At 72.8% G+C, this 22,361-nt stretch carries 24 protein-coding genes; 14 read left to right on the forward strand and 10 right to left on the reverse strand.

Annotation, left to right across the window (positions count from 1 at the left end):
- Window positions 1-44: 44 nt before the first annotated feature.
- Both IEY30_RS00065 and IEY30_RS00070 read right to left on the reverse strand, forming a co-directional pair.
- On the reverse strand, window positions 45-1,028 hold the full coding sequence (locus tag IEY30_RS00065) for a L,D-transpeptidase family protein (RefSeq protein ID WP_229674765.1): 984 nt from the start codon (window positions 1,026-1,028) through the stop codon (window positions 45-47).
- A 209-nt stretch (window positions 1,029-1,237) separates the two neighbouring features.
- Window positions 1,238-1,990 carry an IclR family transcriptional regulator gene (locus IEY30_RS00070; protein ID WP_020142814.1) on the reverse strand — a complete coding sequence of 251 codons (753 nt, stop codon included), beginning with the start codon at window positions 1,988-1,990 and terminating at the stop codon, window positions 1,238-1,240.
- A 153-nt stretch (window positions 1,991-2,143) separates the two neighbouring features.
- On the opposite strand from IEY30_RS00070, the gene leuC reads away from it, so the two are divergent.
- The 3 genes from leuC to IEY30_RS00085 all read left to right on the forward strand — a co-directional run bounded on the left by leuC (window position 2,144) and on the right by IEY30_RS00085 (window position 5,252).
- A complete protein-coding gene (leuC, locus tag IEY30_RS00075) occupies window positions 2,144-3,589 on the forward strand; it encodes a 3-isopropylmalate dehydratase large subunit (RefSeq protein ID WP_030146709.1) in 1,446 nt (481 codons plus the stop codon).
- Window positions 3,590-3,592: 3 nt separating this feature from the next.
- Window positions 3,593-4,186 (forward strand): 3-isopropylmalate dehydratase small subunit, encoded by a 594-nt coding sequence (leuD, locus tag IEY30_RS00080; RefSeq protein WP_030146708.1) that lies wholly within the window; start codon window positions 3,593-3,595, stop codon window positions 4,184-4,186.
- Between the two features lie 286 nt (window positions 4,187-4,472).
- Window positions 4,473-5,252 (forward strand): HU family DNA-binding protein, encoded by a 780-nt coding sequence (locus IEY30_RS00085; protein ID WP_030146707.1) that lies wholly within the window; start codon window positions 4,473-4,475, stop codon window positions 5,250-5,252.
- Between the two features lie 89 nt (window positions 5,253-5,341).
- Here IEY30_RS00085 and cofC read toward each other — a convergent pair whose 3' ends face one another.
- A complete protein-coding gene (gene cofC, locus IEY30_RS00090) occupies window positions 5,342-6,211 on the reverse strand; it encodes a 2-phospho-L-lactate guanylyltransferase (protein ID WP_052358222.1) in 870 nt (289 codons plus the stop codon).
- Between the two features lie 114 nt (window positions 6,212-6,325).
- Here cofC and IEY30_RS00095 point away from each other — a divergent pair, with 114 nt between their 5' ends.
- Both IEY30_RS00095 and IEY30_RS00100 read left to right on the forward strand, forming a co-directional pair.
- On the forward strand, window positions 6,326-7,126 hold the full coding sequence (locus IEY30_RS00095; protein ID WP_030146705.1) for a lysophospholipid acyltransferase family protein: 801 nt from the start codon (window positions 6,326-6,328) through the stop codon (window positions 7,124-7,126).
- Window positions 7,123-8,121: an NAD(P)H-dependent glycerol-3-phosphate dehydrogenase gene (locus IEY30_RS00100; RefSeq protein ID WP_030146704.1), complete on the forward strand. Its 999-nt coding sequence runs from the start codon at window positions 7,123-7,125 to the stop codon at window positions 8,119-8,121. The genes IEY30_RS00095 and IEY30_RS00100 overlap by 4 nt, the downstream gene beginning before the upstream one ends.
- Window positions 8,122-8,175: 54 nt before the next feature.
- Here IEY30_RS00100 and IEY30_RS00105 read toward each other — a convergent pair whose 3' ends face one another.
- The 3 genes from IEY30_RS00105 to IEY30_RS00115 all read right to left on the reverse strand — a co-directional run bounded on the left by IEY30_RS00105 (window position 8,176) and on the right by IEY30_RS00115 (window position 10,718).
- Entirely contained in the window at window positions 8,176-8,883 is a 708-nt protein-coding gene (locus IEY30_RS00105) for a VOC family protein (protein ID WP_030146703.1), read from the reverse strand.
- 47 nt (window positions 8,884-8,930) lie between these two features.
- Window positions 8,931-9,536: a phosphatase PAP2 family protein gene (locus IEY30_RS00110; RefSeq protein WP_052358220.1), complete on the reverse strand. Its 606-nt coding sequence runs from the start codon at window positions 9,534-9,536 to the stop codon at window positions 8,931-8,933.
- 96 nt (window positions 9,537-9,632) lie between these two features.
- Window positions 9,633-10,718 (reverse strand): trans-sulfuration enzyme family protein, encoded by a 1,086-nt coding sequence (locus tag IEY30_RS00115; protein ID WP_052358219.1) that lies wholly within the window; start codon window positions 10,716-10,718, stop codon window positions 9,633-9,635.
- 49 nt (window positions 10,719-10,767) lie between these two features.
- Between IEY30_RS00115 and IEY30_RS00120 the strand changes: the two genes are divergently transcribed.
- Window positions 10,768-11,907, forward strand: a complete 1,140-nt coding sequence (locus IEY30_RS00120) for a D-alanine--D-alanine ligase family protein (protein WP_030146700.1) — start codon at window positions 10,768-10,770, stop codon at window positions 11,905-11,907.
- 106 nt (window positions 11,908-12,013) lie between these two features.
- Here the strand turns inward: IEY30_RS00120 and IEY30_RS00125 are convergent, their stop codons facing one another.
- Together IEY30_RS00125 and IEY30_RS00130 are read right to left on the reverse strand one after the other, a co-directional pair.
- Complete coding sequence (locus IEY30_RS00125) at window positions 12,014-12,352, reverse strand: DUF3515 family protein (protein ID WP_229674766.1); 339 nt, start codon at window positions 12,350-12,352, stop codon at window positions 12,014-12,016.
- Between the two features lie 121 nt (window positions 12,353-12,473).
- Window positions 12,474-12,707 carry an Lrp/AsnC family transcriptional regulator gene (locus IEY30_RS00130; protein WP_030146698.1) on the reverse strand — a complete coding sequence of 78 codons (234 nt, stop codon included), beginning with the start codon at window positions 12,705-12,707 and terminating at the stop codon, window positions 12,474-12,476.
- Window positions 12,708-12,925: 218 nt separating this feature from the next.
- Here IEY30_RS00130 and thiL point away from each other — a divergent pair, with 218 nt between their 5' ends.
- Window positions 12,926-13,894 (forward strand): thiamine-phosphate kinase, encoded by a 969-nt coding sequence (gene thiL / locus IEY30_RS00135; protein ID WP_030146697.1) that lies wholly within the window; start codon window positions 12,926-12,928, stop codon window positions 13,892-13,894.
- 238 nt (window positions 13,895-14,132) lie between these two features.
- On the opposite strand, the gene rpmB is transcribed toward thiL, so the two are convergent.
- Together rpmB and IEY30_RS00145 are read right to left on the reverse strand one after the other, a co-directional pair.
- Window positions 14,133-14,321, reverse strand: coding sequence for a 50S ribosomal protein L28 (gene rpmB / locus IEY30_RS00140; RefSeq protein WP_020142801.1), 189 nt, complete (start codon window positions 14,319-14,321; stop codon window positions 14,133-14,135).
- 192 nt (window positions 14,322-14,513) lie between these two features.
- Entirely contained in the window at window positions 14,514-15,290 is a 777-nt protein-coding gene (locus tag IEY30_RS00145) for a fructosamine kinase family protein (RefSeq protein ID WP_030146696.1), read from the reverse strand.
- Window positions 15,291-15,503: 213 nt separating this feature from the next.
- Between IEY30_RS00145 and fakA the strand changes: the two genes are divergently transcribed.
- From fakA to rnc, 7 genes are all read left to right on the forward strand, one after another.
- Entirely contained in the window at window positions 15,504-17,255 is a 1,752-nt protein-coding gene (fakA, locus tag IEY30_RS00150; RefSeq protein ID WP_030146695.1) for a DAK2 domain-containing protein, read from the forward strand.
- A 1-nt stretch (window position 17,256) separates the two neighbouring features.
- Window positions 17,257-19,536 carry an ATP-dependent DNA helicase RecG gene (locus IEY30_RS00155; RefSeq protein WP_030146694.1) on the forward strand — a complete coding sequence of 760 codons (2,280 nt, stop codon included), beginning with the start codon at window positions 17,257-17,259 and terminating at the stop codon, window positions 19,534-19,536.
- Between the two features lies 1 nt (window position 19,537).
- The gene (gene rsmD, locus IEY30_RS00160) at window positions 19,538-20,119 is read left to right on the forward strand and encodes a 16S rRNA (guanine(966)-N(2))-methyltransferase RsmD (protein WP_030146693.1); all 582 of its coding nucleotides are present in this window, start codon (window positions 19,538-19,540) and stop codon (window positions 20,117-20,119) included.
- Between the two features lie 47 nt (window positions 20,120-20,166).
- Window positions 20,167-20,655 carry a pantetheine-phosphate adenylyltransferase gene (gene coaD / locus IEY30_RS00165; RefSeq protein WP_030146692.1) on the forward strand — a complete coding sequence of 163 codons (489 nt, stop codon included), beginning with the start codon at window positions 20,167-20,169 and terminating at the stop codon, window positions 20,653-20,655.
- A gap of 89 nt (window positions 20,656-20,744) precedes the next feature.
- On the forward strand, window positions 20,745-21,320 hold the full coding sequence (locus IEY30_RS00170) for a YceD family protein (RefSeq protein ID WP_030146691.1): 576 nt from the start codon (window positions 20,745-20,747) through the stop codon (window positions 21,318-21,320).
- Window position 21,321: 1 nt separating this feature from the next.
- Window positions 21,322-21,516, forward strand: coding sequence for a 50S ribosomal protein L32 (rpmF, locus tag IEY30_RS00175; protein WP_030146690.1), 195 nt, complete (start codon window positions 21,322-21,324; stop codon window positions 21,514-21,516).
- Between the two features lie 52 nt (window positions 21,517-21,568).
- Window positions 21,569-22,348 (forward strand): ribonuclease III, encoded by a 780-nt coding sequence (rnc, locus tag IEY30_RS00180; RefSeq protein ID WP_030146689.1) that lies wholly within the window; start codon window positions 21,569-21,571, stop codon window positions 22,346-22,348.
- Window positions 22,349-22,361 lie beyond the last annotated feature (13 nt).

Raw genomic sequence — 22,361 nt, forward strand, 5'->3', positions numbered from 1 at the left:
GGCGCCCGATCCGGTATGCCGTCCGGCCGCGTGGCCGTGGTCGCTCACCAGTGCACGACGACCTTGTCGCCGATGCGGACCTCGTCGTAGAGCTGGATCAGCAGCGGCTTGTTGCGCACGTTGACGCAGCCGTGCGAGGCGCCGGCGTAGCCGAGCCTTGCGAAGTTCGACGAGTAGTGCACGGCCTGGCCGCCCGAGAAGAACATCGAGTAGGGCATGGGCGTGTGGTAGAGGTTCGAGATGACGTCGACCTTCTTCTTGTAGACGGAGAAGACGCCCTCTCGGGTGGGCAGCTCGTCGCTGCCGAAGCGCACGTCGAAGCCGTACTGCGGCACGCCGTCGACGACCCAGGTCAGGCGCCGCGTCGACTTGCTGATGCACATGACGCGGCCGGTGAGGCAGCGCGGGTCGACGTCCCACGAGACCGCACCCGGCTTGGGCTCGGCCGGCTTGGGGTTGACGTTGGCGAGCTCGTCGGCCGTCGGCTGGTGGGTCATCGCGACGAGCTTGTCCCACGTGCGTTCGTCGAGCACACCGGTGGCCGCGAAGCCGCGCTTGGCCTGGAAACCGCTGACCGCGCTCGTCGTCCTGGAGCCGTAGCGGTCGCTGACGTCGCCCTCGAACCAGTTGAGCTGGCGCAGCCGGGCCTGCAGCGAGCGCACCTTGGGGCCGGTGTCGCCGGGACGCAGCACGATCACGGGTGCCGGCACCGGCTTCGGCGCGGGCTTGGCGGTGGCCGGGGGAGCGGTCGGGGTCTTCGTCGGGGTCTTCGTCGGGGTGGCGGGAGTGGTCGCGCTCGGGGTCGCCGGCGGCGTGGCGGTCGGGGTGGCGCCGGTCCCGCTCGTCGTGGCCGACGACGTGCCGGTGGTGGATGCGGCGCTGCTCGTGCCGACACCCGTGCCGGCCGTGCCGGCGCCCTGGTCGGGAGTGCACGCCGTCGTCGCGACGAGCGTCGCGATGCCGCCTGCCAAAACGAGGATGTGGCGCATCCCGCGTGCGCTGCGGACCGGTGAGCTGGCTGCCTGCATCGTGACCCCTTGTGTGGAACGCGTCGGAGACGCGCAACGTGCAGTGCGTCGTTGCACTGCACTGAGAGTGACGCGGTCACCCCGGGATTGGTTGTCCGAGCAGCGGTGGTGATACGGATCGTGACCGATCCGTTGTGCAGCGGTCGTTCGGGAAGGGGTTCCAGCCGGGACGGCGAGGGGGGCTTCGAGAGGGCTTCGAGAGGGGCGGCTCAGGCGTTGTGCTGCTGCTGTTGCTGCTGCTGCATCGCGTGGTGGCGGCGCAGGACCTCCGTCAGCTTGTTGGCGCCGGCGACGACCGTGGCGGCGTGCAGGCGGCCGGGCTGGCGCGACAGACGCTCGATCGGCCCCGAGATTGACACGGCGGCGACGACTCGACCGGACGGCCCGCGCACCGGGGCGGACACCGACGCGACGCCGGCCTCGCGCTCGGCGACGCTCTGCGCCCAGCCGCGACGACGGACACCGGACAGGGCCGTCGCCGTGAACGCCGCACCCTGCAGGCCGCGGTGGAGCCGGTCGGGCTCCTCCCAGGCCAGCAGGACCTGGGCGGCGGAGCCGGCGAGCATCGACAGCGTCGCGCCGACGGGGATCGAGTCGCGCAAACCGACGGGGCGCTCGGCCGCGGCCACGCAGATGCGCTGGTCGCCCTGGCGGCGGAAGAGCTGCGCGCTCTCGTTCGTGTGGTCGCGCAGCGCCCCGAGCACCGGGCCGGCAGCTGCGAGCAGGCGGTCCTCGCCGGCGGCGGAGGCGAGCTCGCCGAGGCGGGGGCCGAGCACGAAGCGGCCCTGCATGTCGCGCGAGACGAGGCGGTGGTGCTCGAGCGCGACCGCCAGACGGTGGGCGGTCGGTCGCGCGAGTCCGGTGGCGCCGACGAGCTGGGCTAGGGTGGCCGGTCCGGCCTCGAGGGCGCCCAGCACGGTCGCGGCCTTGTCGAGAACGCCGACCCCTGAAGAGTTGTCCATGCACTGATACTGACGTCTCAGGCACTGAGACGTCAATCCACCGCACCCATAAAAGGTTCAGTCTTTCCGAAGAGCGATGTCGCGACCCGGTCCTCGATGGCGCGCGCCGCTCGGGCATCGGAACGTCGTCGCGGAGGGAAGTCAGAGGGAGTCATGGCAGGGACACTGGCCGAGAAGGTCTGGGACGCACACGTCGTTCGTCGCGCCGAGGGGGAGCCCGATCTCCTCTACATCGACCTCCACCTCCTCCACGAGGTGACGAGCCCGCAGGCCTTCGACGGCCTCCGCCTGGCCGGCCGGCCCGTGCGCCGCCCCGACCTCACGCTCGCGACCGAGGACCACAACGTCCCCACGACGCCCGGCCCGATCACCGACCCCGTGTCGAAGGTCCAGGTCGAGACGCTCCGCCGCAACTGCGCGGAGTTCGGCGTGCGCCTCTATCCCATGGGCGACGCCGACCAGGGGATCGTGCACGTCGTCGGGCCGCAGCTCGGCCTGACCCAGCCGGGCATGACCGTCGTCTGCGGCGACAGCCACACCTCGACCCACGGCGCCTTCGGTGCCCTCGCCTTCGGCATCGGCACGTCCGAGGTCGAGCACGTGCTCGCCACCCAGACCCTGCCGCTCCGCCCCTTCCGCACCCTCGCCGTCAACGTGCGCGGCGCGCTGCCCGAGGGCGTCACGGCCAAGGACGTCGTCCTGGCGGTCATCGCCAAGATCGGCACGGGCGGTGGCCAGGGCTACGTCATCGAGTACCGCGGCGAGGCCATCGAGGCCCTGTCGATGGAAGCCCGGATGACCGTCTGCAACATGTCGATCGAGGCCGGCGCCCGCGCCGGGATGATCGCCCCCGACCAGACGACCTTCGACTACCTCCAGGGCCGCCCGCACGCGCCGACCGGCGCCGACTGGGATGCCGCCGTCGCCGAGTGGACCGCGCTGCGCTCCGACGACGACGCCGTCTTCGACGCCGAGGTCGACCTCGACGCGGCCGACCTCAGCCCGTTCGTCACGTGGGGCACCAACCCCGGCCAGGGTCTGCCGCTCTCGGCCTCCGTGCCCGACCCGGAGGAGTTCGCCGACGAGAGCGACCGCCTCGCCGCCGCGAACGCCCTTGCCTACATGGGCCTCGAGCCCGGCACCCCGCTGCGCGACATCAAGGTCGACACGGTCTTCGTCGGCTCCTGCACCAACGGCCGCATCGAGGACCTCCGCGCGGCCGCCGCTGTCGTCCAGGGACATCGCGTCGCCGACGGCGTGCGCATGCTCGTCGTGCCCGGCTCGGCCAAGGTGCGCCTGCAGGCCGAGTCCGAGGGCCTCGACAAGGTGTTCACCGCGGCCGGTGCCGAGTGGCGCCTGCCCGGATGCTCGATGTGCCTCGGCATGAACCCCGACACCCTCGCCCCGGGCGAGCGCAGCGCGTCGACCTCCAACCGCAACTTCGAGGGCCGTCAGGGCAAGGGTGGCCGCACCCACCTCGTCAGCCCGCTCGTCGCGGCGGCGACCGCGGTACGCGGCACCCTGTCGAGCCCCAACGACCTCGACGACCAGGCCCGCACGCCGGGCGAGCTGGCGTCCGCGACGACCGGAGAGGCCTGAGCCATGGAGAAGTTCGAGACCCACACCGGCGTCGGCGTCCCGCTGCGCCGCAGCAACGTCGACACCGACCAGATCATCCCCGCCGAGTACCTCAAGCGCGTCACGCGCACCGGCTTCGAGGACGGCCTGTTCGCCGCCTGGCGCAAGGACGAGTCGTTCGTCCTCAACAACCCGGTGTATGCCGAGGGCTCGGTCCTCGTCGCCGGCCCGGACTTCGGCACGGGGTCGAGTCGCGAGCACGCCGTGTGGGCGCTGATGAACTGGGGCTTCCGGGTCGTCATCAGCTCGCGCTTCGCGGACATCTTCCGCGGCAACAGCGGCAAGCAGGGGCTGCTCACGGCGATCGTGGCCCAGGACGACGTCGAGCTGATCTGGAAGTACCTCGAGAACAACCCCGGTGCCCAGATCACGGTCGACCTCGTCGCCCGCACGGTCCACGCCGGAGAGATCGTGGCCCCCTTCGAGATCGACGACTACACCCGCTGGCGGCTGCTCGAGGGCCTCGACGACATCGGACTCACCCTGCGACACGAGGATCTCGTCGCAGATTTCGAGTCGCACCGCCCCAGCCACAAGCCGGTGACCAGCCCGGCCTGACCCGGGGTCGGAGAGGCCCTCTCCGATATTAGCCTTCAGAACGGATCCCCTTGCCACGCAAGGGGATCCGTTCTGCTGTCCCGGCGATGCGCCCGCCGGGACCGGGAGTCCCGGTTCCCGCCAGATGGGTCCGGAAGCCGTCAAACTCCTTGCGACACAACGAAAAACCCACCAATCGGTGATGGACGTGTCCTCCAAGGCGGCCTAACGTCAGGAGGTAGCCGGACCGGTTCCGGACTCACATCGTCGGGTCACCTGACCTCGACAGTCCTCTGGAGGGGAAGACGTGAACAAGGCAGAACTGATCGACGCGCTCGAGGCCAAGCTCGGCAGCAAGAAGGTCGCATCCGACGCGCTCGAGGCGTTCCTCGACGTCGTCATCCGCGAGGTCGCCAAGGGTGGCAAGGTCGGCATCACCGGCTTCGGCACCTTCGAGCGGGCCGACCGGGCCGCGCGCACCGGCCGCAACCCCAAGACCGGGGCCACGGTGAAGATCAAGAAGACCCGCGTCCCGAAGTTCCGCTCGGGCACGAACTTCAAGGAGGTCGTGTCGGGCGCCAAGAAGCTCTCCAAGACCGAGTCGGCCGCCTCGCGCGCCTCCGCCGGGTCCTCGGTCGTCGCCGCGCCGGCCAAGAAGACGACGGCGAAGCGCACTGCCACCAACGCCGCCCCGGCCAAGGCCGCTGCCAGGAAGACGACGACCAAGGCCGCTGCGACCAAGGCCGCTGCGACCAAGGCTGCTCCGGCCAAGCGCGCGACCGCGACCAAGGCTGCCACCAAGACCGCCACCAAGGCCGCCCCGGCCAAGCGCGCCACGGCGACCAAGGCCGCCCCCGCCAAGGCCGCGGCCAAGCGGACGACCGCGACCACGAAGGCCGCTGCGACCAAGGCTGCTCCGGCCAAGCGCGCGACCGCGACCAAGGCCGCCGCCAAGACCGCCACCAAGGCTGCTCCGGCCAAGGCTGCCGCCAAGAAGACGACGGCCAAGGCCGCCACTGCCAGGACGACCGCGGCGAAGAAGACCACGACCCGCAAGGCCGCCACGAAGAAGACCGCCTCCAGGTGACCACGACGGCGGCCCGACACCGGGCCGTCGTCAGTGCCAGGTCCGTGCGACGTGGGTCCGGCCGGTCCTCGGCCGGGCCCACGCGTGCGTCAGCGGATCGGCTGTCCCGGACCGACCCCGACGATGTGCATCGCGACGACGAGGTCGTCGACGACCTCGACCGTGAGTCGTTGGCCGATGCGCAGCAGCCGCAGGCCGCTCGACTCGAACGCCGGCGCCTCGAAGGCCAGCTCGACCCCGTCGTCGCGGAGCACGCTCCCGGTGTGGGTCTCGGGGTCGAAGCGGTGCACGGTGGCCTGCATGCTCCTGATCCAACCAGATGCACGGTGCTGCAGGACCGCTCGCGTCGCAGGCCCCAGCCCCAGGTGACGGGCCTGAGAGAGGCTCCGGGCGTCGTCGACGTCGGTGCGCAGGCGGGGGAGCGGCAGCTCGAGGCGCACCGCGCCGTCGGCTGCGTGGCGACCCGCGCTGGCAGCCCCGAAGCGGGGTGTGAAGCCGACACCGCAGCGCAGCACCGTGCCGGTGCCGTCGGCGTCGGGCACGAATGACTCGCCGTGCTGGCGCGCGGCCTCGAGGGCCGATCGCAGCGACGCGCCGTCGAGGGCCGGGAGGTCGCCGAGCAGCGCCGCCACGGACGCACCCGGCCCAGCTGCACGCATACCAGCTCTGACGGCGTCGTTGAGTCCGGTGCCCGGGTCGGGCACGACGCGTACGCCGCGGGCCGCCCACGAGCCGGACAGCCCGTCGTCGCTCGTGACGACGAGGAGGCGTTCGGGGCCGACGGCCTGCAGTGCGGCGGAGAGCGTGTCGGTGGCGATCGCGGCACTGAGGTCGGCGCGGTCCGAGCCGACGGCGCGCGCGAGGCGCGACTTGCCGTGCCTCGTCTCCTTGACGGGGACCACGACGTGCCAGTCGGTGGACCCGGCGGTGACGGGGTGCGCGTGGGAGGAGGTCGTCATGCTGGCGATATCGTCCCACTCGCCGCCACGCTGCTCGACACCGCGCCGCGAGGTGGACAAGATGAAGCCCTGCCACGTCGACCGGCGTGCGCACGACGAGGAGGACGTGACACCGTGACTGCCGGCGCTCGCAAGAGGCAGCTGCCCTTTGCCTACCGGGCAGTGGCGTTCGTGCTCCGGCCCCTGTTGATGCGTGTGACCAAGCGCGACTGGCGCGGCCTCGAGAACATCCCGGCCGAGGGCGGCTTCGTCGTGTCGACCAACCACATCTCCTACGCCGACCCGCTCGTGTTCGCGCACTTCATGTTCGACAGCGGTCGTGAGGCCTACTTCCTCGGCAAGGACAGCCTCTTCGCCATCCCCGTCGTCGGCTGGCTGCTCAAGAAGTGCGGGCAGATCCCCGTCTACCGCAACTCAGCGGCGGCGACCGACTCGTACCGGGCCGCGGTCGAGGGGGTGCGCGCCGGCAAGGCGCTCGGCATCTTCCCCGAGGGCACCATCACGCGCGACCCCGACCTCTGGCCGATGCGCGGCAAGACGGGAGCGGCGCGCGTCGCGCTCGAGACCCGCTGCCCGCTGATCCCGGTGGCGCAGTGGGGTGCCCAGGAGATCCTGTCGCCCTACGGCCACCGGCCCTCGCTCTTCCCGCGCAAGACGATGATGATGTATGCCGGTCCGCCCGTCGACCTGTCCGACCTCTACGGGCGTCCCATCGACACCAAGATCCTCCGCGAGGCGACCGACCGGCTCATGGACCGCATCACCGACCTGCTGGAGGTGCTGCGCGAGGAGAAGCGCCCGACCGAGCGATTCGACCCGCGCACGCACGGTGTTCCCGAGATCGGCAACCCGTTGAAGCACCACGAGATCGGGCGCCCGAAGCCGGCCGCGGACACGGACGGGAGCACGTCATGACGCGGGTCGCCGTGCTGGGCAGCGGCAACTGGGGCACCGCGTTCGCGATGATCCTCGCCGACGCCGGCTGCGACGTGATGATGTGGGCCCGTCGTGCAGAGGTCGCCGACGCCATCAACGCCGGACGCAACGAGGCCTACCTCCCCGAGCTCGAGCTGCCGGCCCGCGTCCGCGCGACCGTCGACCCCGGTGAGGCGCTCGAGCGGGCCGGCGTCGTCGTCCTCGCCGTCCCTTCGCAGACGTTGCGCGACAACCTCGGCCAGTGGGGCGACGCCATCCCCGGCGGGGTGCCGGTCGTCTCGCTGATGAAGGGCGTCGAGCTCGGCACGACGATGCGCATGAGCGAGGTCATCGCCGAGGCGGCGGACATCGAGCAGGACCGCGTCGTCGTCGTCTCGGGCCCCAACCTCGCCCCGGAGATCGCCCTGCGCCAGCCGGCCGCCGGCGTCGTCGCCTGCCGCGACATGGCCACGGCCGAGCGCGTGGCGGCCGCCTGCGCGACGCCGTGGTTCCGGCCCTACACCGACACCGACGTCACCGGGGCCGAGGTGTGCGGCGCGACGAAGAACGTCGTGGCCCTCGCCTCCGGCATGGCCGAGGGGATGGGGTTCGGCGACAACACCAAGGCCACGATCATCACGAGGGGCCTCGCCGAGACGACGCGCCTGGGTCTCGCGCTCGGCGCGCACCCGCAGACGTTCATGGGTCTGGCCGGCGTCGGCGACCTCATCGCGACCTGCATGTCGCCGCTGTCGCGCAACCACAGCTTCGGGGTGCGGCTCGGCCGCGGCAGGACCGTCGCCGAGGCGACCGCCGAGCTGCGGACGACCACCGAGGGCGTCAAGTCGTGCGAGTCGATCCTCACGCTCGCCCAGCAGCACGACGTCGACATGCCGATCTGCGAGCAGGTGGTCGCCGTCATCCGCGACGGTCACCCGGCGAGCGAGGTCGGGCCGCGCCTGATGTCCCGGGACCTCAAGGCCGAGAAGCACTGAGGGAGAGGCGGTTCGGCGCGCTGCCGAGCGGTCGAGGCGGGTCCGCCCCCGCCGTCAGCCCTCCGAGGCCGCCCGCAGCGACGTGCAGACGCACGCCTTGTTGCCGTCCTGGTCGGCGATCACGGTGAACGACGGGGCCTGGCTGTCGTCGACGACGACCCCGCCCGCGGCGACCGCCGCCGCAATGCGCTGCTCGGCCACCTCTGGAGCGACCCACACGTCGAGGTGGAAGCGCTGCCGCGGGGTGTCGTGCTCGTCGGTGTCCTGGAACCACAGGATCGGGACGCGGCGGGTCGCGTCGCGCACGTCGTCCCCTATGGTGCCCCTGCCGCGGGCGTCCGTCGACCCGGTGAGCAGGGCGGACCACACGGGCGAGACCGCGTCCGCGTGGGCCGTGTCGAGCGCCAGCTCGACCGTCGTGACCGCCGCAGGGTCGGGCCGTGCGCCGTGGTCGGGCGCCAGCTCGGAGATGCGGCGTGCGAGGTCGACGTCCTGCTGGGTCACCCACTCGACGACGTGCTCGACGCCGTCGGCGTCCCGGTGGACCGCGTCGTCGCTGACGAGGACCAGGTCGACGTACGCGTCGCCCATCGTCACGCGCGGATGGTGGCCTGCTGCATCGCCGGCCAGCGCGACCGCCGAGACGAACCGCGCACCGCTCGCGAAGTCGTCGACGACGTAGCGGGCGTGCAGGCCCTGTCCGAGCTTGCGCCAGTCGGTGAGTGCGGCCTCGGTGATCTGGGTCCCCGTCAGCATGTCCATGCGCCCACGCTAGGGGCGGACGCGGACGATCCGCGTCCGCGAGCCGGTCACGCCTCCCGGGCCGCGGGTGCGAGCACCCGGTCGATGACCGGCAGCGCCCGGAGGGCGTGTACGGCCCACGTCAGGAGCTTGCTCAGCAGCACCCAGCCGAGACCGGCCACGGCACCGCCGAGGAGCAGGCCGGCGACGACGTCGTGGGGGTAGTGCGCCCCGACGTAGACGCGGGTGGCCGCCATGAGCAGAGCGGCCACGGCGGCGAGTGTCCCGAGGCGCTTCGACACCAGCAGGAGGCCGACGGCCGCGGCGCCGGCCATCACCGAGTGGTCCGAGGGGAACGACCAGTCCGTCGTGCGGTCGACGAGCACGAGGACGGAGGGGTGCGCGGCATACGGCCTGGCCTCGGCCACGAGCGCGGCGACCGGCTGGTTGACGGCGACGGCGAGCAGGGTGCCGAGCCCCGCCCAGACGGCCGCCGCGAGCACCCGGTCGGAGGCGCTGCGGCGGCGCCAGGCGGCCACGAGCATCAGCGCCGCGAAGACGACGAGGCCGTACTTCGCGTAGGCCGTCGCGGGCGCGTGCAGCCAGGTCGACGTGCGCGCGAAGTCGTTGACGCGCAGGAACAGGGCAGTGCTGAGGTCCAGCAGGTTGCTCACGTGGGGTCCTTCGCGGGGGTCGGCGTCCGCCGCGGGTGACCCGCGACGAAGGACCAAGCCTCCCGGGTGAATCTGAGCGAAATCTCAGAGTCGGGCTCAGACCGCGGCCAAGGCCCGGTCGAGGTCGGCCCAGAGGTCGTCGACGTGCTCGATGCCGACCGACAGGCGCAGCAGGTTGGCCGGGACCTCCCGGGACTCCGAGGGGTGGCGGCGGCGGCGCTCGAGCTGCGACTCCACGCCGCCGAGGCTCGTCGAGTGCAGCCACAGACGGGTCGCGGCGCAGACCCGCTCGGCCGCATCCGCGTCACCCGCGACGTCGATCGACAGGATCGCGCCCGAGCCGGGGTAGCGCACGCGCGCGACCGACGGGTGGCCCTCGAGGCGCCGCGCCAGCTCGGCGGCGCTGGCGCTCGCCCGCTCGAAGCGCACCGCCAGGGTCCGCAGGCCGCGCAGGGCGAGGAAGACCTCCATCGGACCGGCGATGGCGCCGTGCAGGGTGCGGTGGCGACGGAGGCGCTCGCCGATCTCGCGCCCGCGCTCGGTGTCGCCGACGACCGTCGCGCCGAGCACGACGTCGCTGTGGCCGGAGAGGTACTTCGTCACCGAGTGCACGACGACGTCGGCGCCGAGGGACAGGGGACGGCACAGCAGCGGGGTGGAGAGCGTGTTGTCGACGACGCTCGTCACGCCGAGCTCACGCGACCGGGCCAGGACGACGTCGAGCTCGGTGACGTCCATGAGCGGGTTGGTCGGCGACTCGAGCCACAGCAGGTCGGCCGACTCGAGGGCGGCGAGGAAGCCTGCCGTGTCGGTCGCGTGGACGCGGACGACCGTCCCGCCGGCCTGCTCGTGCGCGTCCAGCAGGTCGCCCGTGCCGTTGTACGTCGTGTCCGGGGCGAGCACCGTGCCTCGCGCCGGGACGAGGGACAGCGCCGCCGAGATGGCGCCCATGCCGGACGCGTGGACGAGCGCGCGCCCGCCCTCCAGGCCGCCGAGCGCCTCCTCGAACGCGTTCCACGTCGGGTTGCCCGAGCGGGCGTAGTTGACCGCGCCGTCCGCGGCATACGTCGACGTCAGCTCGACGGGCACGTTGACCGACGCGCCGGGGGAGCGGCCCGGGCGTCCCGACGCCACGAGGTAGGTGTCGACGTGCAGCTGCTGCGGATTCGCCTCGGTGCCCACGCCGTCAGCGTACGAGGGGCCCCCACGAGGCGGGATAGAGTCTCGTCTGATGACCACGGACCAGCCCCAGCCCGACCAGCCGAGCCGCCGCCCCCGCGTCGCCATCGTCTTCGGAGGCCGCTCCTCCGAGCACGCCGTCTCCTGCTCGACGGCCGCGAGCGTCCTGCGCTCCATCGACCGCGACAAGTACGACGTCGTGCCCGTCGGCATCGCCCGCGACGGCCACTGGGTGCTCGTCGCCGACGATCCCGAGCCGCTGCGCCTGCTGCCGGGCCAGACCCCCGAGGTCGACGGTGCCGGAGCATCCGTCGTGGTGCCGCTCAGCACCGGCGACCGCTCGCTGACCGTCCTCGAGCCGGGCGAGCCGCCGCGCGCGCTCGGCGACGTCGACGTCGTCTTCCCGCTGCTGCACGGCCCGTTCGGCGAGGACGGCACCCTCCAGGGCCTGCTCGACCTCGCCGACGTGCGTTACGTCGGCTCCGGCGTGACGGCCTCGGCGGTCATGATGGACAAGGCGATGATGAAGGTCGTCTTCGAGGCGGCCGGGCTCAAGGTCGGCCCGTACGTCGTCATCACCGACCGCGACTGGCGACGTGACCCCGAGGCGGCCCTGTCGCGCGTCGACACCCTCGGCTGGCCGGTCTTCGTCAAGCCCGCCCGAGCCGGCTCGAGCATGGGCATCTCGAAGGTCGACGACGTGTCGGGCCTGCGCGCCGCCGTCGAGGCCGCGCGCGAGCACGACCCCAAGGTCGTCGTCGAGGCAGCCGTCGCGGGTCGCGAGATCGAGTGCGGGGTCCTCGACGGCCACGGCACCGACGGTCCGCGCACCTCCGAGCTCGGTGAGGCCGTCGTCGTGTCGGGCCACGCGTTCTACGACTTCGAGGCGAAGTACCTCGCCGAGGGCGACGTGCGGCTCGACTGCCCGGCCGACGTGCCGGCCGAGGTGGCCGACCGGATCCGGGAGATGTCGGTGCTCGCCTTCGAGGCCGCCGGCTGCGAGGGCCTGGCCCGCGTCGACTTCTTCTACACGCCGTCGGGCGACGTCGTCATCAACGAGATCAACACCATGCCCGGCTTCACCCCGCACTCGATGTATCCCCGGATGTGGGCGGCCTCGGGCCTTGCGTACCCCGACCTCATCGACGAGCTGATCTCGCTCGCCCTCGAGCGCCGCACGGGCCTGCGCTGACCCACGACGCACGGTGGGCGCCTGAGCGCCCGCCCGGCTCGAAGGTCACGCGGCGTGACAGGGAAGGGCACGGCATACGCCCGCGGTCGTATGCCGTGTGCCCGGGTCAGCCGACGCAGTGCCGGCCGTTCTCGGGCAGGGTCCGCGCGACCGCGGTGAAGGCCGGCAGCAGCAGCGGAACCGCGCCGTAGGACCCGGGCGCGAGCACCTCGATCGCCGGGTCGCGACCGTACGTCGTGGCCGCCGAGCCGTCGGAGAGCGGCCGCACGACCCAGTCGACGCCGTCGACGGTGACGCAGTCCTGCGTCGTGGGGCCGAGCGGGTCGAGGCCGCAGCGGGCGATGATCGCGGGGTCGCCCCACGCCGCGACCGAGCTGTCGTCGGGCTGCGTGGCGACGCGCGCGTGACCGCTGACCTCACTGGGCCAGGGGGCCGACGTGCACACCGGCGCGGACGCCTGGGGGGCCAGGGCCACCTCGGGTGCGCGGCTGCACGCGGACAGCACGACGGCGGCGCCGATGAGCGCCGCCGTCGTGAGGTACGGGCGTCCGGTCAGGGGGCTGGCCTCAGACGTGGACGACCGTGCAGGTCAGGGTCCGGGTGATGCCGGGGACGTCCTGGAGCTTGGCGATGACGAGACGACCGAGGTCGTCGACGTTCGAGGCCTCCACGCGGGCGATGACGTCGTAGGGACCCGTCACGTCCTCGGCGAGGGTCACGCCCGAGATGCCGGCGATCTGCTCCGCCACGCTCGCGGCCTTGCCGACTTCGGTCTGAATCAGGATGTAGGCCTGGACCACGTGTCACCTCACTGTGTGTCGATCGTTGGTCGGTCGCGCGTGGGCATGGTGCCGGGGCACGACCGGTCGGAACGGCAGGCCTCAGTGTGACTGCGACCGTGCCCTGACGCTACCTTGCCATGGGGCTCCACGTCCCCTGGAAACCGGGCCCGCTGACGGCCGTCCACCGAAAGGGTGTGTGATCCGTGCCGAACGTCCAGCGGCTCGAGCGAGGGCCGATGATGACGGGCGGCACGCCGCTGCGCTCGCTCGACGAGGAGGAGCTGCTCGCCCGCATCCTGCCCGTCTTCCCGCTGGGCGAGGACCTCGTCGTCGCTCCCGGTGACGACGCCGCCGTGCTGCGCACTCCCGGGCACGTCGTCGCCACGACGGACACGGTCGTCCTCGGGCGCGACTGGCTCGACGCGTGGTCGTCAGGCGCCGACATCGGGCACAAGGTCGTGGCCCAGAACCTCGCCGACGTGGCCGCGATGGGCGGTCGCCCCACGGGTGTCCTCGTCACCCTCGTCGCCGACCCGGAGCTCTCCCTCGAGTGGGTGCTCGACCACGCGCACGGCCTCGCGGAGGCCTGCGCCGCCGCCGGTGTGGCGGTGCTCGGCGGCGACCTGTCGTCGGCGCCGGCCGGGGTCGTCATGGTCTCGGTCACGGCGCTCGGCCGCCTGGACGGCGAGCCGGTGCTCCGCTCGGGCGCGCGACCCGGCGACGTCCTCGCCGTGCGCGGGTCGCTCGGTCTCGCCGACGCGGGCCTGCGCCTGCTCCAGGCGGACGCGGTCGACCGGCTGCCGGAGGCGGTGGAGCACCAGCGCCGTCCGCAGCCTCCGCTCGAGGCAGGCCCGGAGGCTGCCGCCGCCGGCGCCACCGCGATGCTCGACATCAGCGACGGCCTGCTGCGCGACGGTGGCCGCATCGCGCGGGCCAGCGGCGTCGTGATCGATCTCGACCCGCGAGAGCTCGCGGGCGACGTCGACGCCCTCGCCGGAGCCGTCGGGGCCGAGGCGGCGCTGGACTGCGTGCTCGCCGGCGGCGAGGAGCACTCGCTGCTGGCGACGTTCCCCGCCGGGACGCTCCCGGGGAGCTGGCGACGCATCGGCTCGGTGCGTGCGCCGGCTGAGGGCGAGGCGCCGGGGATCGTCGTCGCCGGACGCGCGGTCACGCACACCGGGTGGGACCACTTCCGCACCACGTGAGCCCGGGTCCCCGGCCCCGGGATCGGAGGCGGGGCATCGGGCGTCAGGTCGGGCGCGAGATCGCGCAGCTGGCGCGTCGGGGCGACCTCACCTGCGCGATCACCTGCACGACCTCGCGGGACCATCACGTATGCCGGGTGTCTGGCTGGTCGTCCGCGGCTCGGCGGGAGCTGGGACAGGGACACGACGAAGGCCGGCCCCCGTACGGGGACCGGCCTTCAACGTTGGTGAGGGACGTTCAGCGAACGACCTTGCCCGCCTTGAGGCAGGAGGTGCAGACGTTGAGTCGCTTCGGCGTCACACCGTCCACCAGCGTCCGAACGCGCTGGATGTTGGGGTTCCAGCGGCGCTTGGTGCGGCGGTGCGAGTGCGAGATGTTGTGACCGAAGCTCGGTCCCTTGCCGCAGACGTCGCAGTTGGCAGCCACGGGTATCTCCTGAAAGTTCGATGTCGACGAAATGCTGTGCTCCACCACCGGATCGGGTCGACGCACACCAGGGCGCGCGTCACCCCGCAGTGCACGGGGGGAACCGGTAAATCGTAGCCGACGAGTTGCTCGGACGACAAAACGGCGACGGAGGCACCGGCCGCACGCCCGGGCGCTGCCCGTCGGGCCACCTCACGAGAAGGCCAGGGCGGCCTCGACGAGGGGAGCGGCATACGCCGGGCCGTGCGACGACGCGTGGGTGGCGAGCGGGTGCAGCTGGTGCAGGGGGATGAGGTCACGCCACCCGTCGGCCAGCCCGGCCGCCTCCGCGTAGGCGCCCTCGAGGCGCCCGAGGCCCGGGCAGCCGAAGAGCGCCAGCATCGCGAGGTCCGTCAGGCCGTGACCGCCGTGCGCGGCAGGGTCGATGAGGACGGCGCCGTCGGGGGTGAAGAGGACGTTGCCCGACCACAGGTCGCCGTGGATGCGGGCCGGCGGTCGGTCGTCGTCGAAGTCGCCGGCCGCCAGCCGGTCGCACACCCGGTCGACGACGCGGGCGCCCGCAGCGTCGAGGTGGCCGCGGTCGAGGGCGCGACGCACGAACGGGCGCACCCGCTGCTCCGCGTAGAAGAGGCCCCAGGACCCGGTGGGGTCGTTGGTCTGCGGCTGCCGGCCGATCCACGCGTCTCCGGTCCACCCGGCCGCCGGCGAGCCGAAGGCCGGCGCGCCTGCACCGTGGGTGACCGCCAGTCCACGGCCCAGGGCCTCTGCGGCCTGGGTGGTCGGCCTGGAGGACTGCAGCCGCGTCAGGTCGATGTGGTCGGCCCCCACGTCGAGCACCTCGACGACGCGGGCGCCGCCGTGGTGCTGCGGCTCCGCGAGCCAGCGCAGGCCTGCCGCCTCGGCCTCGAAGAAGCCGGCGGGCGCGATGGACCACGTCTTGCGGTGGTGGGCGGTGGGCTCGCTCGACACGGCGTCCACGGTAGCCGCCACGGATCGCGGCCGGGGCGTCGTCCGAGACCGAGCAGCGTGTGGCACGGCGGACGCGACGGGAGCGGTGCATGCGACCGTCCGGACGAGGCGCTAGCCTGCCGGGAAAGCGAGCCCGGAGCCCGTCCGGAGGTCGGGTCCCGCACAGGTCCAGCCGGGTCCGACCCAGGCTCCGCACGACGAGCAGGAGGTCCGATGCCCGGCGCCGCGCCGTCGCCCGACGGGCCCCTCACCCTGCTCGACCTCGTCGCCGTCCGCCGGTGGGCCGTGCTGACCCGCTCGCTCTTCGCCGCGCGGCGCGCCGAGATCGACGCCCTCAACGTCTTCCCGGTGCCCGACGGCGACACGGGGACCAACCTCTACCTCACCTTCGACGGCGCCGTCGAGCGCACGCTGGCCACTGCTGACGTGACGACTCCCGACGCGCTGCTGTCGGTCTTCGCCAAGCACCTCCTCTGGACCGCGCGGGGCAACTCCGGGGTCATCCTCAGCCAGCTGGCCCGGGGCCTCGCCGAGGGCTGTGCGGGTGCCGAGCGCATCGACGGGCGCGTCCTCGCCGGCGGTTTGCGGCGTGCGGAGCTGCGCGCGCGCCAGGCCGTCACGGACCCCAAGGAGGGGACCATCCTCACCGTCGCGAGCGCGATGGCCGACGCGGCCGAGCGCGCAGCCGATGCAGGCGACGCTGCGGACGGCGCGGCGAATGGCGCCGCCCGGGGCGAAGAGCCCGTCGCGGTGCATGGCGTCGCACTGGCTGCCGTCGAAGCGTCGCGCGAGGCCCTGGCCCGCACGCCCGAGCAGCTCGAGGTCCTCGCCCGCGCGGGTGTCGTCGACGCCGGGGGAGCGGGGCTCGTCGTGCTCCTCGAGTGCCTCGAGCGGGTGTGCGCCGGGCAGCGGGCCCGGTCCGGCGAGGACGCCTCCGGCCGGCGCTCACGGCGACGACCCGACCCGGCCGGCGCAGCGCTCGAGGCCGGCCGCGCCGGGCCCGTCGACACCGAGGGCATCCCGGAGTTCGAGGTCATGTACCTCCTGGCGGACTCCGACGACACCGCGGTCGAGGCGCTGCGCGCGCGTCTCGTCGAGCTCGGCGACTCGGTGCTCGTCGTCGGGGGCGACGGCGAGTGGAACATCCACGCCCACGTCGACGACGCCGGCGCCGCGGTCGAGGCCGGCATCGAGGCCGGACGGCCGCACCGCGTCCGCATCACCCGGCTCACCGACGCGCACGCCTTCGCCGACCGCTTCGAGCAGTCCGCGGGTGCGAGGCCGGCACCACGCTCGGGCGCTGCCATCGTCGCGTGCGCCGCGGGAGTCGGGCTCGAGGGCCTCTTCGAGGACGCGGGCGCCGTGGTGGTTCGCTCCGGCCCCGGCCGCAGGGCCTCGACGGGGGGCCTCATCGGTGCGATCCGCGAGCAGCACGCCCGCGGGGCGTCGGGCGTCGTCGTGCTGCCCAACGACGGCGACACGCTGCTCGCCGCTGCGGCCGCCGTCCGCGCGGTCGCCGACGACGGCATCGAGGCCCACCTCGTCCACGTGCGCACGGCCGTCCAGGGCATCGCGGCCCTTGCCGTCTTCGAGCCCTCGGCCCCGGCCTCGGCCAACGTCCTGGCCATGCAGGCGGCCGCGTCGGCCACCCGCCACGGCGCCGTGACCGTCGCCAACCGGGCCGCCCTGACGAGCGGCGGGCCGTGCGAGGCGGGCGACGTCCTCGGGGTCGTCGACGGCGACGTCGTCATCGTCGGCTCCGACCAGCTCGCCGTGACGCGCGAGGTCGTGCGCCGCCTCCTCGCGAGCGGAGGCGAGCTCGTCACGGTCGTCGCCGGCGTCGACGCGCCCGACGGCCTGCTCGAGGCCGTCGCGCACGAGGCGCGCCGCGAGCAGCACGGCATCGAGGTGTCGCTCATCGACGGTGGGCAGGCCGTCTACCCCGTGCTGCTGGGGGTGGAGTGACGTGCCGGTGCTGACCGAGGACTCGCCCCTGACCAAGCTCGTCAAGAAGAACGAGGCCGAGCAGCTGGCCCGCACCAAGGGCCTGCTCAGCGTGGCCGACCTCTTCGAGTTCGTGCCGCGCCGCTACGTCCGGCCCGGGCAGCTGACCGACCTGTCGTCGCTGCACGTCGGCGAGGACGTCCTCGTCGTGGCCGAGGTCAAGAAGGCCACGACCCGCCCCATGCGCAACCGCCGCGGCAAGATGCTGACCGTCGTCATCGGCGACGACCTCGGCAACGAGCTCGACGTCACCTTCTTCAGCGCCTACGGCCACGAGGGCAAGCTCAAGCCCGGGGCGCGCGGCTTCTTCGTGGGGCAGATCGGCGCCTACGGCCGGCGCCTGCAGCTGACCCACCCCGAGTACGAGCTCTTCGACGACGAGGAGGCCGGTGAGGCGGCCGTGGAGTGGTACCGCACCCATCGCGTGCCCGTCTACTCCACGACGGGCAAGCTCAACTCGCTTCGGCTGCGCAAGCTCGTCCACACGGCCCTCGACACCGTCGACCGCATCCGCGAGCCCGTCCCCGAGGACGTACGCGTGGCGCGCGGTCTCGTCGATCGTGCGGTCGCGCTCGAGCTCGTCCACCGCCCCGCCGTCGACGACCAGCCGTCCCGGGGCCTCGACCGGCTCAAGTTCGACGAGGCGTTCGTCCTGCAGACGATCCTGGCCCAGCGCCGCAAGGCGGCCGAGTCCGAGCTCGCCACCCCGCGGCACCCACGACCGGGCGGACTGCTCGCCGCCTTCGACGCCCGCCTGCCCTTCGAGCTGACCGAGGGCCAGCGCGAGATCGGCGAGGTGCTGGCCGCGGAGCTGGCGTCCGAGCGCCCGATGCACCGGCTGCTCCAGGGCGAGGTCGGCTCGGGCAAGACCGTCGTGGCGCTGCGGGCCATGCTGGCCGCCATCGACGCGGGCGGGCAGGCCGCGTTGCTCGCCCCCACCGAGGTCCTCGCGGCCCAGCACCACCGCTCGATCACGACGATGCTCGGCGACCTGGCACAGGGCGGGATGCTCGGAGGGTCCGAGTTCGGCACCAACGTGGCATTGCTCACCGGCAGCCAGAACACCGCGGCGCGGCGCCGATCGCTGCTCGACGCCGCATCGGGGTCAGCGGGCATCGTCGTCGGCACGCACGCCCTCATCCAGAAGCACGTCCAGTTCGCCGACCTCGCGCTCGTCGTCGTCGACGAGCAGCACCGCTTCGGCGTCGAGCAGCGAGATGCTCTGCGCGAGAAGGGGATCCGGCCGCCGCACGTGCTCGTCATGACGGCCACGCCCATCCCGCGCACGGTGGCCATGACCGTGTTCGGCGACATGGAGACCTCGACGCTGCGCGAGCTGCCCCGCGGGCGCTCACCCATCACGACCCACGTCGTCGACGCCGACCGCACCGGCTGGGTCGACCGCACCTGGCAGCGGGTGGCCGAGGAGGTCGCCAAGGGACACCAGGCATACGTCGTCTGTCCCCGCATCGGCGACGTCGACAACGAGTCCGGGGGCGCGGTCGGAGGGGCGAGCGGCACGCGCGACTCCTCCGACGAGGACGCCGGCTGGGACGCGCACTGGGACGACGAGGAGGACGGCGCAGACGGTGCAGGCGGCGATGGGGACGGGGGTCCCGCGAAGGAGCTGACGGGCGTCTACGCGATGCTCAGCACGCTGCGCGCCACCCCGGCGCTCGAAGGCGTGCGCATCGACGTGCTGCACGGGCGTCTCGACGCCGACGCCAAGGACGCCACGATGCGCGCCTTCTCCGCGGGCGAGATCGACGTTCTCGTGGCGACCACCGTCATCGAGGTCGGCGTCGACGTGCCCAACGCCTCGGTCATGGTCGTCGTCGACGCCGACCGCTTCGGCATCTCCCAGCTGCACCAGCTGCGCGGCCGTGTCGGGCGTGGTGCGGTGCCCGGCCTCTGCCTGCTCATGACGCAGGGGGCGGGGGAGCGGGCCGCCGAGCGCCTCGACCAGGTCGCCTCGACGACCGACGGGTTCGAGCTCGCCCGCGCCGACCTGCTGCTGCGCCGCGAGGGTGACGTGCTCGGCGCGCGACAGAGCGGCCGCGGCAACTCCGTGCGCCACCTGCGGCTCGGCCGGGTCGAGGACGAGCAGATCATCGCCGACGCCCGCGAGGACGCGTTCGCGCTCGTCGACCGTGACCCCGGGCTGCGGGAGCACCCGGCGCTCGCGGCGGCCGTCGCGATGCGACTCGACGAGGAGCAGGCCGCATGGCTCGAGCGAGGATGACATGACCCGCATCATCAGCGGCTCCGCCGGAGGCCGGCGGCTGCAGACCCCGCCCGGGTCGTCGACGCGACCCACGTCCGACCGCGTGCGCGAGGCGCTCTTCAGCCGCCTCGAGCACCGCGGCCTGCTCGAGGGCACCAACGTCCTCGACCTCTACGCCGGCTCCGGCGCGCTGGGCCTCGAGGCGGCGAGCCGCGGAGCCGCGCTCGTGCTGCTCGTCGAGTCCCACAAGGCTGCCGTCAAGGTCATCCGCGCCAACGTCGCCGTCGTCGGGCACCCGGGCGTCCGCGTCCTCTCCGACACCGTCGAGCGCGCCCTGGCCGCCGGGCCGCCCGCCGGCACCCGCATGGACCTCGTCCTGCTCGACCCGCCCTACGACGTGTCCGAGGACGCCCTCGCCGCCGTCCTCGCGGCCCTCGTCGAGCAGCAGTGGCTCGCTCCGGAGGCGTTCGTCGTCGTCGAGCGGTCGAGCCGGTCGCCCCAGCCCACGTGGCCCGAGGGCCTCGAGCTGTCGGGGGAGAAGCGCTACGGCGAGACGGCGATGTGGTTCGCGGAGCCACCGCCGCACGAGGTCGTGGCGTGACGTCGCGGCGTCCGCCTGCGGCGGGCACCGGACGGTAGGTTGGGCGCGTGACGAGCGAAGCGCGCCGCTGTGTGTGTCCCGGCTCCTACGACCCGATCACCAACGGTCACGTCGACGTGGTGACCCGGGCGAGCAGGCTGTTCGACGAGGTCGTCGTCGCGATCCTGCACAACCCGGGCAAGCAGGGCACCTTCGCCGTCGACGAGCGCACCGCCCTCATCGAGCAGGCGCTCGGCCACCTGCCGAACGTGCGCATCGGGGCTTGGGCCGGCACGCTCGTCGTCGACGTCTGCCGGGAGGTCGGGGCGGCGACGATGGTCAAGGGGCTGCGCGGCGGCACCGACTTCGCCTACGAGCTGCCCATGGCCCACATGAACCACCACCTCACGGGCGTCGAGACCCTGTTCCTCGCCGCCGACCCCGCGCTGTCGCACGTGTCGAGCTCGCTCATCAAGGAGGTCGTGCGCTACGGCGGCGACGTCCGCGGCCTCGTTCCCGACCCCGTCCTCGCGGCCCTCACCGACCGTCTGACCTGATTTGGGCGCACGGCGCCGCTCTAGTAGCCTTGGAGGTCGGTCCACGTCCGTCTTGGCGCGGACCGAATCCTCTACTGTGCGCAGGAGCCATGGACCGTCCTGATCCCCGTTCTTCGCTGGTGCTCGACACCAGGGAGCTCGTTCGGCGACCGGGAACGATGCTGGAGCTCTCGCGCACGGTGACGTTGCCCGACGACCTCGGAACCGACGTCATCTCGATCACGGCCGGCGACCCGGTCGAGGTCGAGGTGCGGCTCGAGTCCGTGGTCGAAGGTGTCCTCGTGACGGGTTCGGTCAGTGGCACGGCGACCGGCGCCTGCGTGCGGTGCCTGGATCCTCTCGAGCTCGATGTCGAGGGGACCTTCCAGGAGCTGTACGCGTACGCCGATCGGGCGGCGCACCACCACGCGGTGGGAGCCGACTCGGACGAGGACGAGGTGCACGAGCTGGTCGGTGATCTCATCGACCTCGAGCCCGTGCTCCGGGACGCTGTCGTGCCGACGCTGCCGTTCCAACCGGTGTGCCGGCCTGACTGCCCGGGGTTGTGTTCCGAGTGTGGGATGCACCTCGCGGAGGACCCCGACCATCATCATGAAGTGATCGACCCGAGGTGGTCGTCCCTCAGTGGACTGCTGAGCGACGACCCGCAAGAGAAGAGGAACTGACGTGGCTGTCCCGAAGCGGAAGATGTCGCGCTCCAACACCCGTTCGCGTCGCGCGAACTGGAAGGCAACGCCGACGACGCTGACCACGTGCCCCCAGTGCGGTGCGGCGACCCAGCCGCACATCGCGTGCCCCTCGTGTGGCACGTACAAGGGCCGTCACTACGCCGTGGCCGAGCGCACCGAGCACCAGGCCTGATCACCCAGTGAGCAGCCCCGTGAGCGACCTTGGCGCTGGGGGTGTTCCGGCGGTGCCGCAGCGGCCCGTCGATGCTCTGATCGCCCACCTCCGTGAGGTGGTCGGCCAGGACATCGACGAGCCGCTGCTCCTGCGTTCCCTGACGCATCGCTCGTACGCCTACGAGAACGGTGGGCTCCCCAACAACGAGCGCCTCGAGTTCCTCGGGGACTCCGTGCTGGGTCTCGTCGTCACCGACTCGCTCTACCGCGAGCACCCCGACCTCGCCGAGGGGCAGCTGGCCAAGCTGCGCGCGGCCGTCGTCAACATGCGCGCGCTGGCCGACGTCGCCCGCACCTTCGACCTCGGGCAGTACGTCATGCTCGGCAAGGGCGAGGAGGCGACCGGCGGTCGCGACAAGGCCTCGATCCTGGCCGACACCCTCGAGGCCCTCATCGGCACCGTGTTCCTGTCGACCGACATCGACCTCGCGGCCCGCTTCGTGCACCACCACTTCGACCCCCTCATCGAGGAGGCCGCGACGCTGGGTGCCGGGCTCGACTGGAAGACGAGCCTGCAGGAGATGGCGGCCGGTTCGGCGCTCGGCTCGCCCGAGTACCGCGTCGGTGAGCAGGGACCCGACCACGAGAAGGAGTTCCACGCCCGCGTCGTCGTCGGCGAGGAGGTCCTCGGCGAGGGTCACGGCCGCTCCAAGAAAGAGGCTGAGCAGAAGGCCGCCAAGGAGGCCTGGCACACCCTCGACGCCCGCCGCACGCCGGTGCGGACCGTGAAGCCCGTCGAGCCGGTGGACCCGATCGACCCGGTCGGTCCGACGGGCTCGTCCCCGGCGTGAGTCGGGCCTGAGG

Source organism: Terrabacter tumescens (assembly GCF_014646815.1).
Lineage (GTDB): Bacteria > Actinomycetota > Actinomycetes > Actinomycetales > Dermatophilaceae > Terrabacter > Terrabacter tumescens.

What these genes read in the sequence shown, in the direction of transcription:
- IEY30_RS00065 (WP_229674765.1), bottom strand. Translation starts at nt 1,028, where the DNA reads ATGCAGGCAGCCAGCTCACCGGTCCGCAGCGCACGCGGGATGCGCCAC.
- IEY30_RS00070 (WP_020142814.1), bottom strand. Translation starts at nt 1,990, where the DNA reads ATGGACAACTCTTCAGGGGTCGGCGTTCTCGACAAGGCCGCGACCGTG.
- leuC (WP_030146709.1), top strand. Translation starts at nt 2,144, where the DNA reads ATGGCAGGGACACTGGCCGAGAAGGTCTGGGACGCACACGTCGTTCGT.
- leuD (WP_030146708.1), top strand. Translation starts at nt 3,593, where the DNA reads ATGGAGAAGTTCGAGACCCACACCGGCGTCGGCGTCCCGCTGCGCCGC.
- cofC (WP_052358222.1), bottom strand. Translation starts at nt 6,211, where the DNA reads ATGACGACCTCCTCCCACGCGCACCCCGTCACCGCCGGGTCCACCGAC.
- IEY30_RS00100 (WP_030146704.1), top strand. Translation starts at nt 7,123, where the DNA reads ATGACGCGGGTCGCCGTGCTGGGCAGCGGCAACTGGGGCACCGCGTTC.
- IEY30_RS00105 (WP_030146703.1), bottom strand. Translation starts at nt 8,883, where the DNA reads ATGGACATGCTGACGGGGACCCAGATCACCGAGGCCGCACTCACCGAC.
- IEY30_RS00120 (WP_030146700.1), top strand. Translation starts at nt 10,768, where the DNA reads ATGACCACGGACCAGCCCCAGCCCGACCAGCCGAGCCGCCGCCCCCGC.
- thiL (WP_030146697.1), top strand. Translation starts at nt 12,926, where the DNA reads ATGATGACGGGCGGCACGCCGCTGCGCTCGCTCGACGAGGAGGAGCTG.
- fakA (WP_030146695.1), top strand. Translation starts at nt 15,504, where the DNA reads ATGCCCGGCGCCGCGCCGTCGCCCGACGGGCCCCTCACCCTGCTCGAC.
- rsmD (WP_030146693.1), top strand. Translation starts at nt 19,538, where the DNA reads ATGACCCGCATCATCAGCGGCTCCGCCGGAGGCCGGCGGCTGCAGACC.
- IEY30_RS00170 (WP_030146691.1), top strand. Translation starts at nt 20,745, where the DNA reads ATGGACCGTCCTGATCCCCGTTCTTCGCTGGTGCTCGACACCAGGGAG.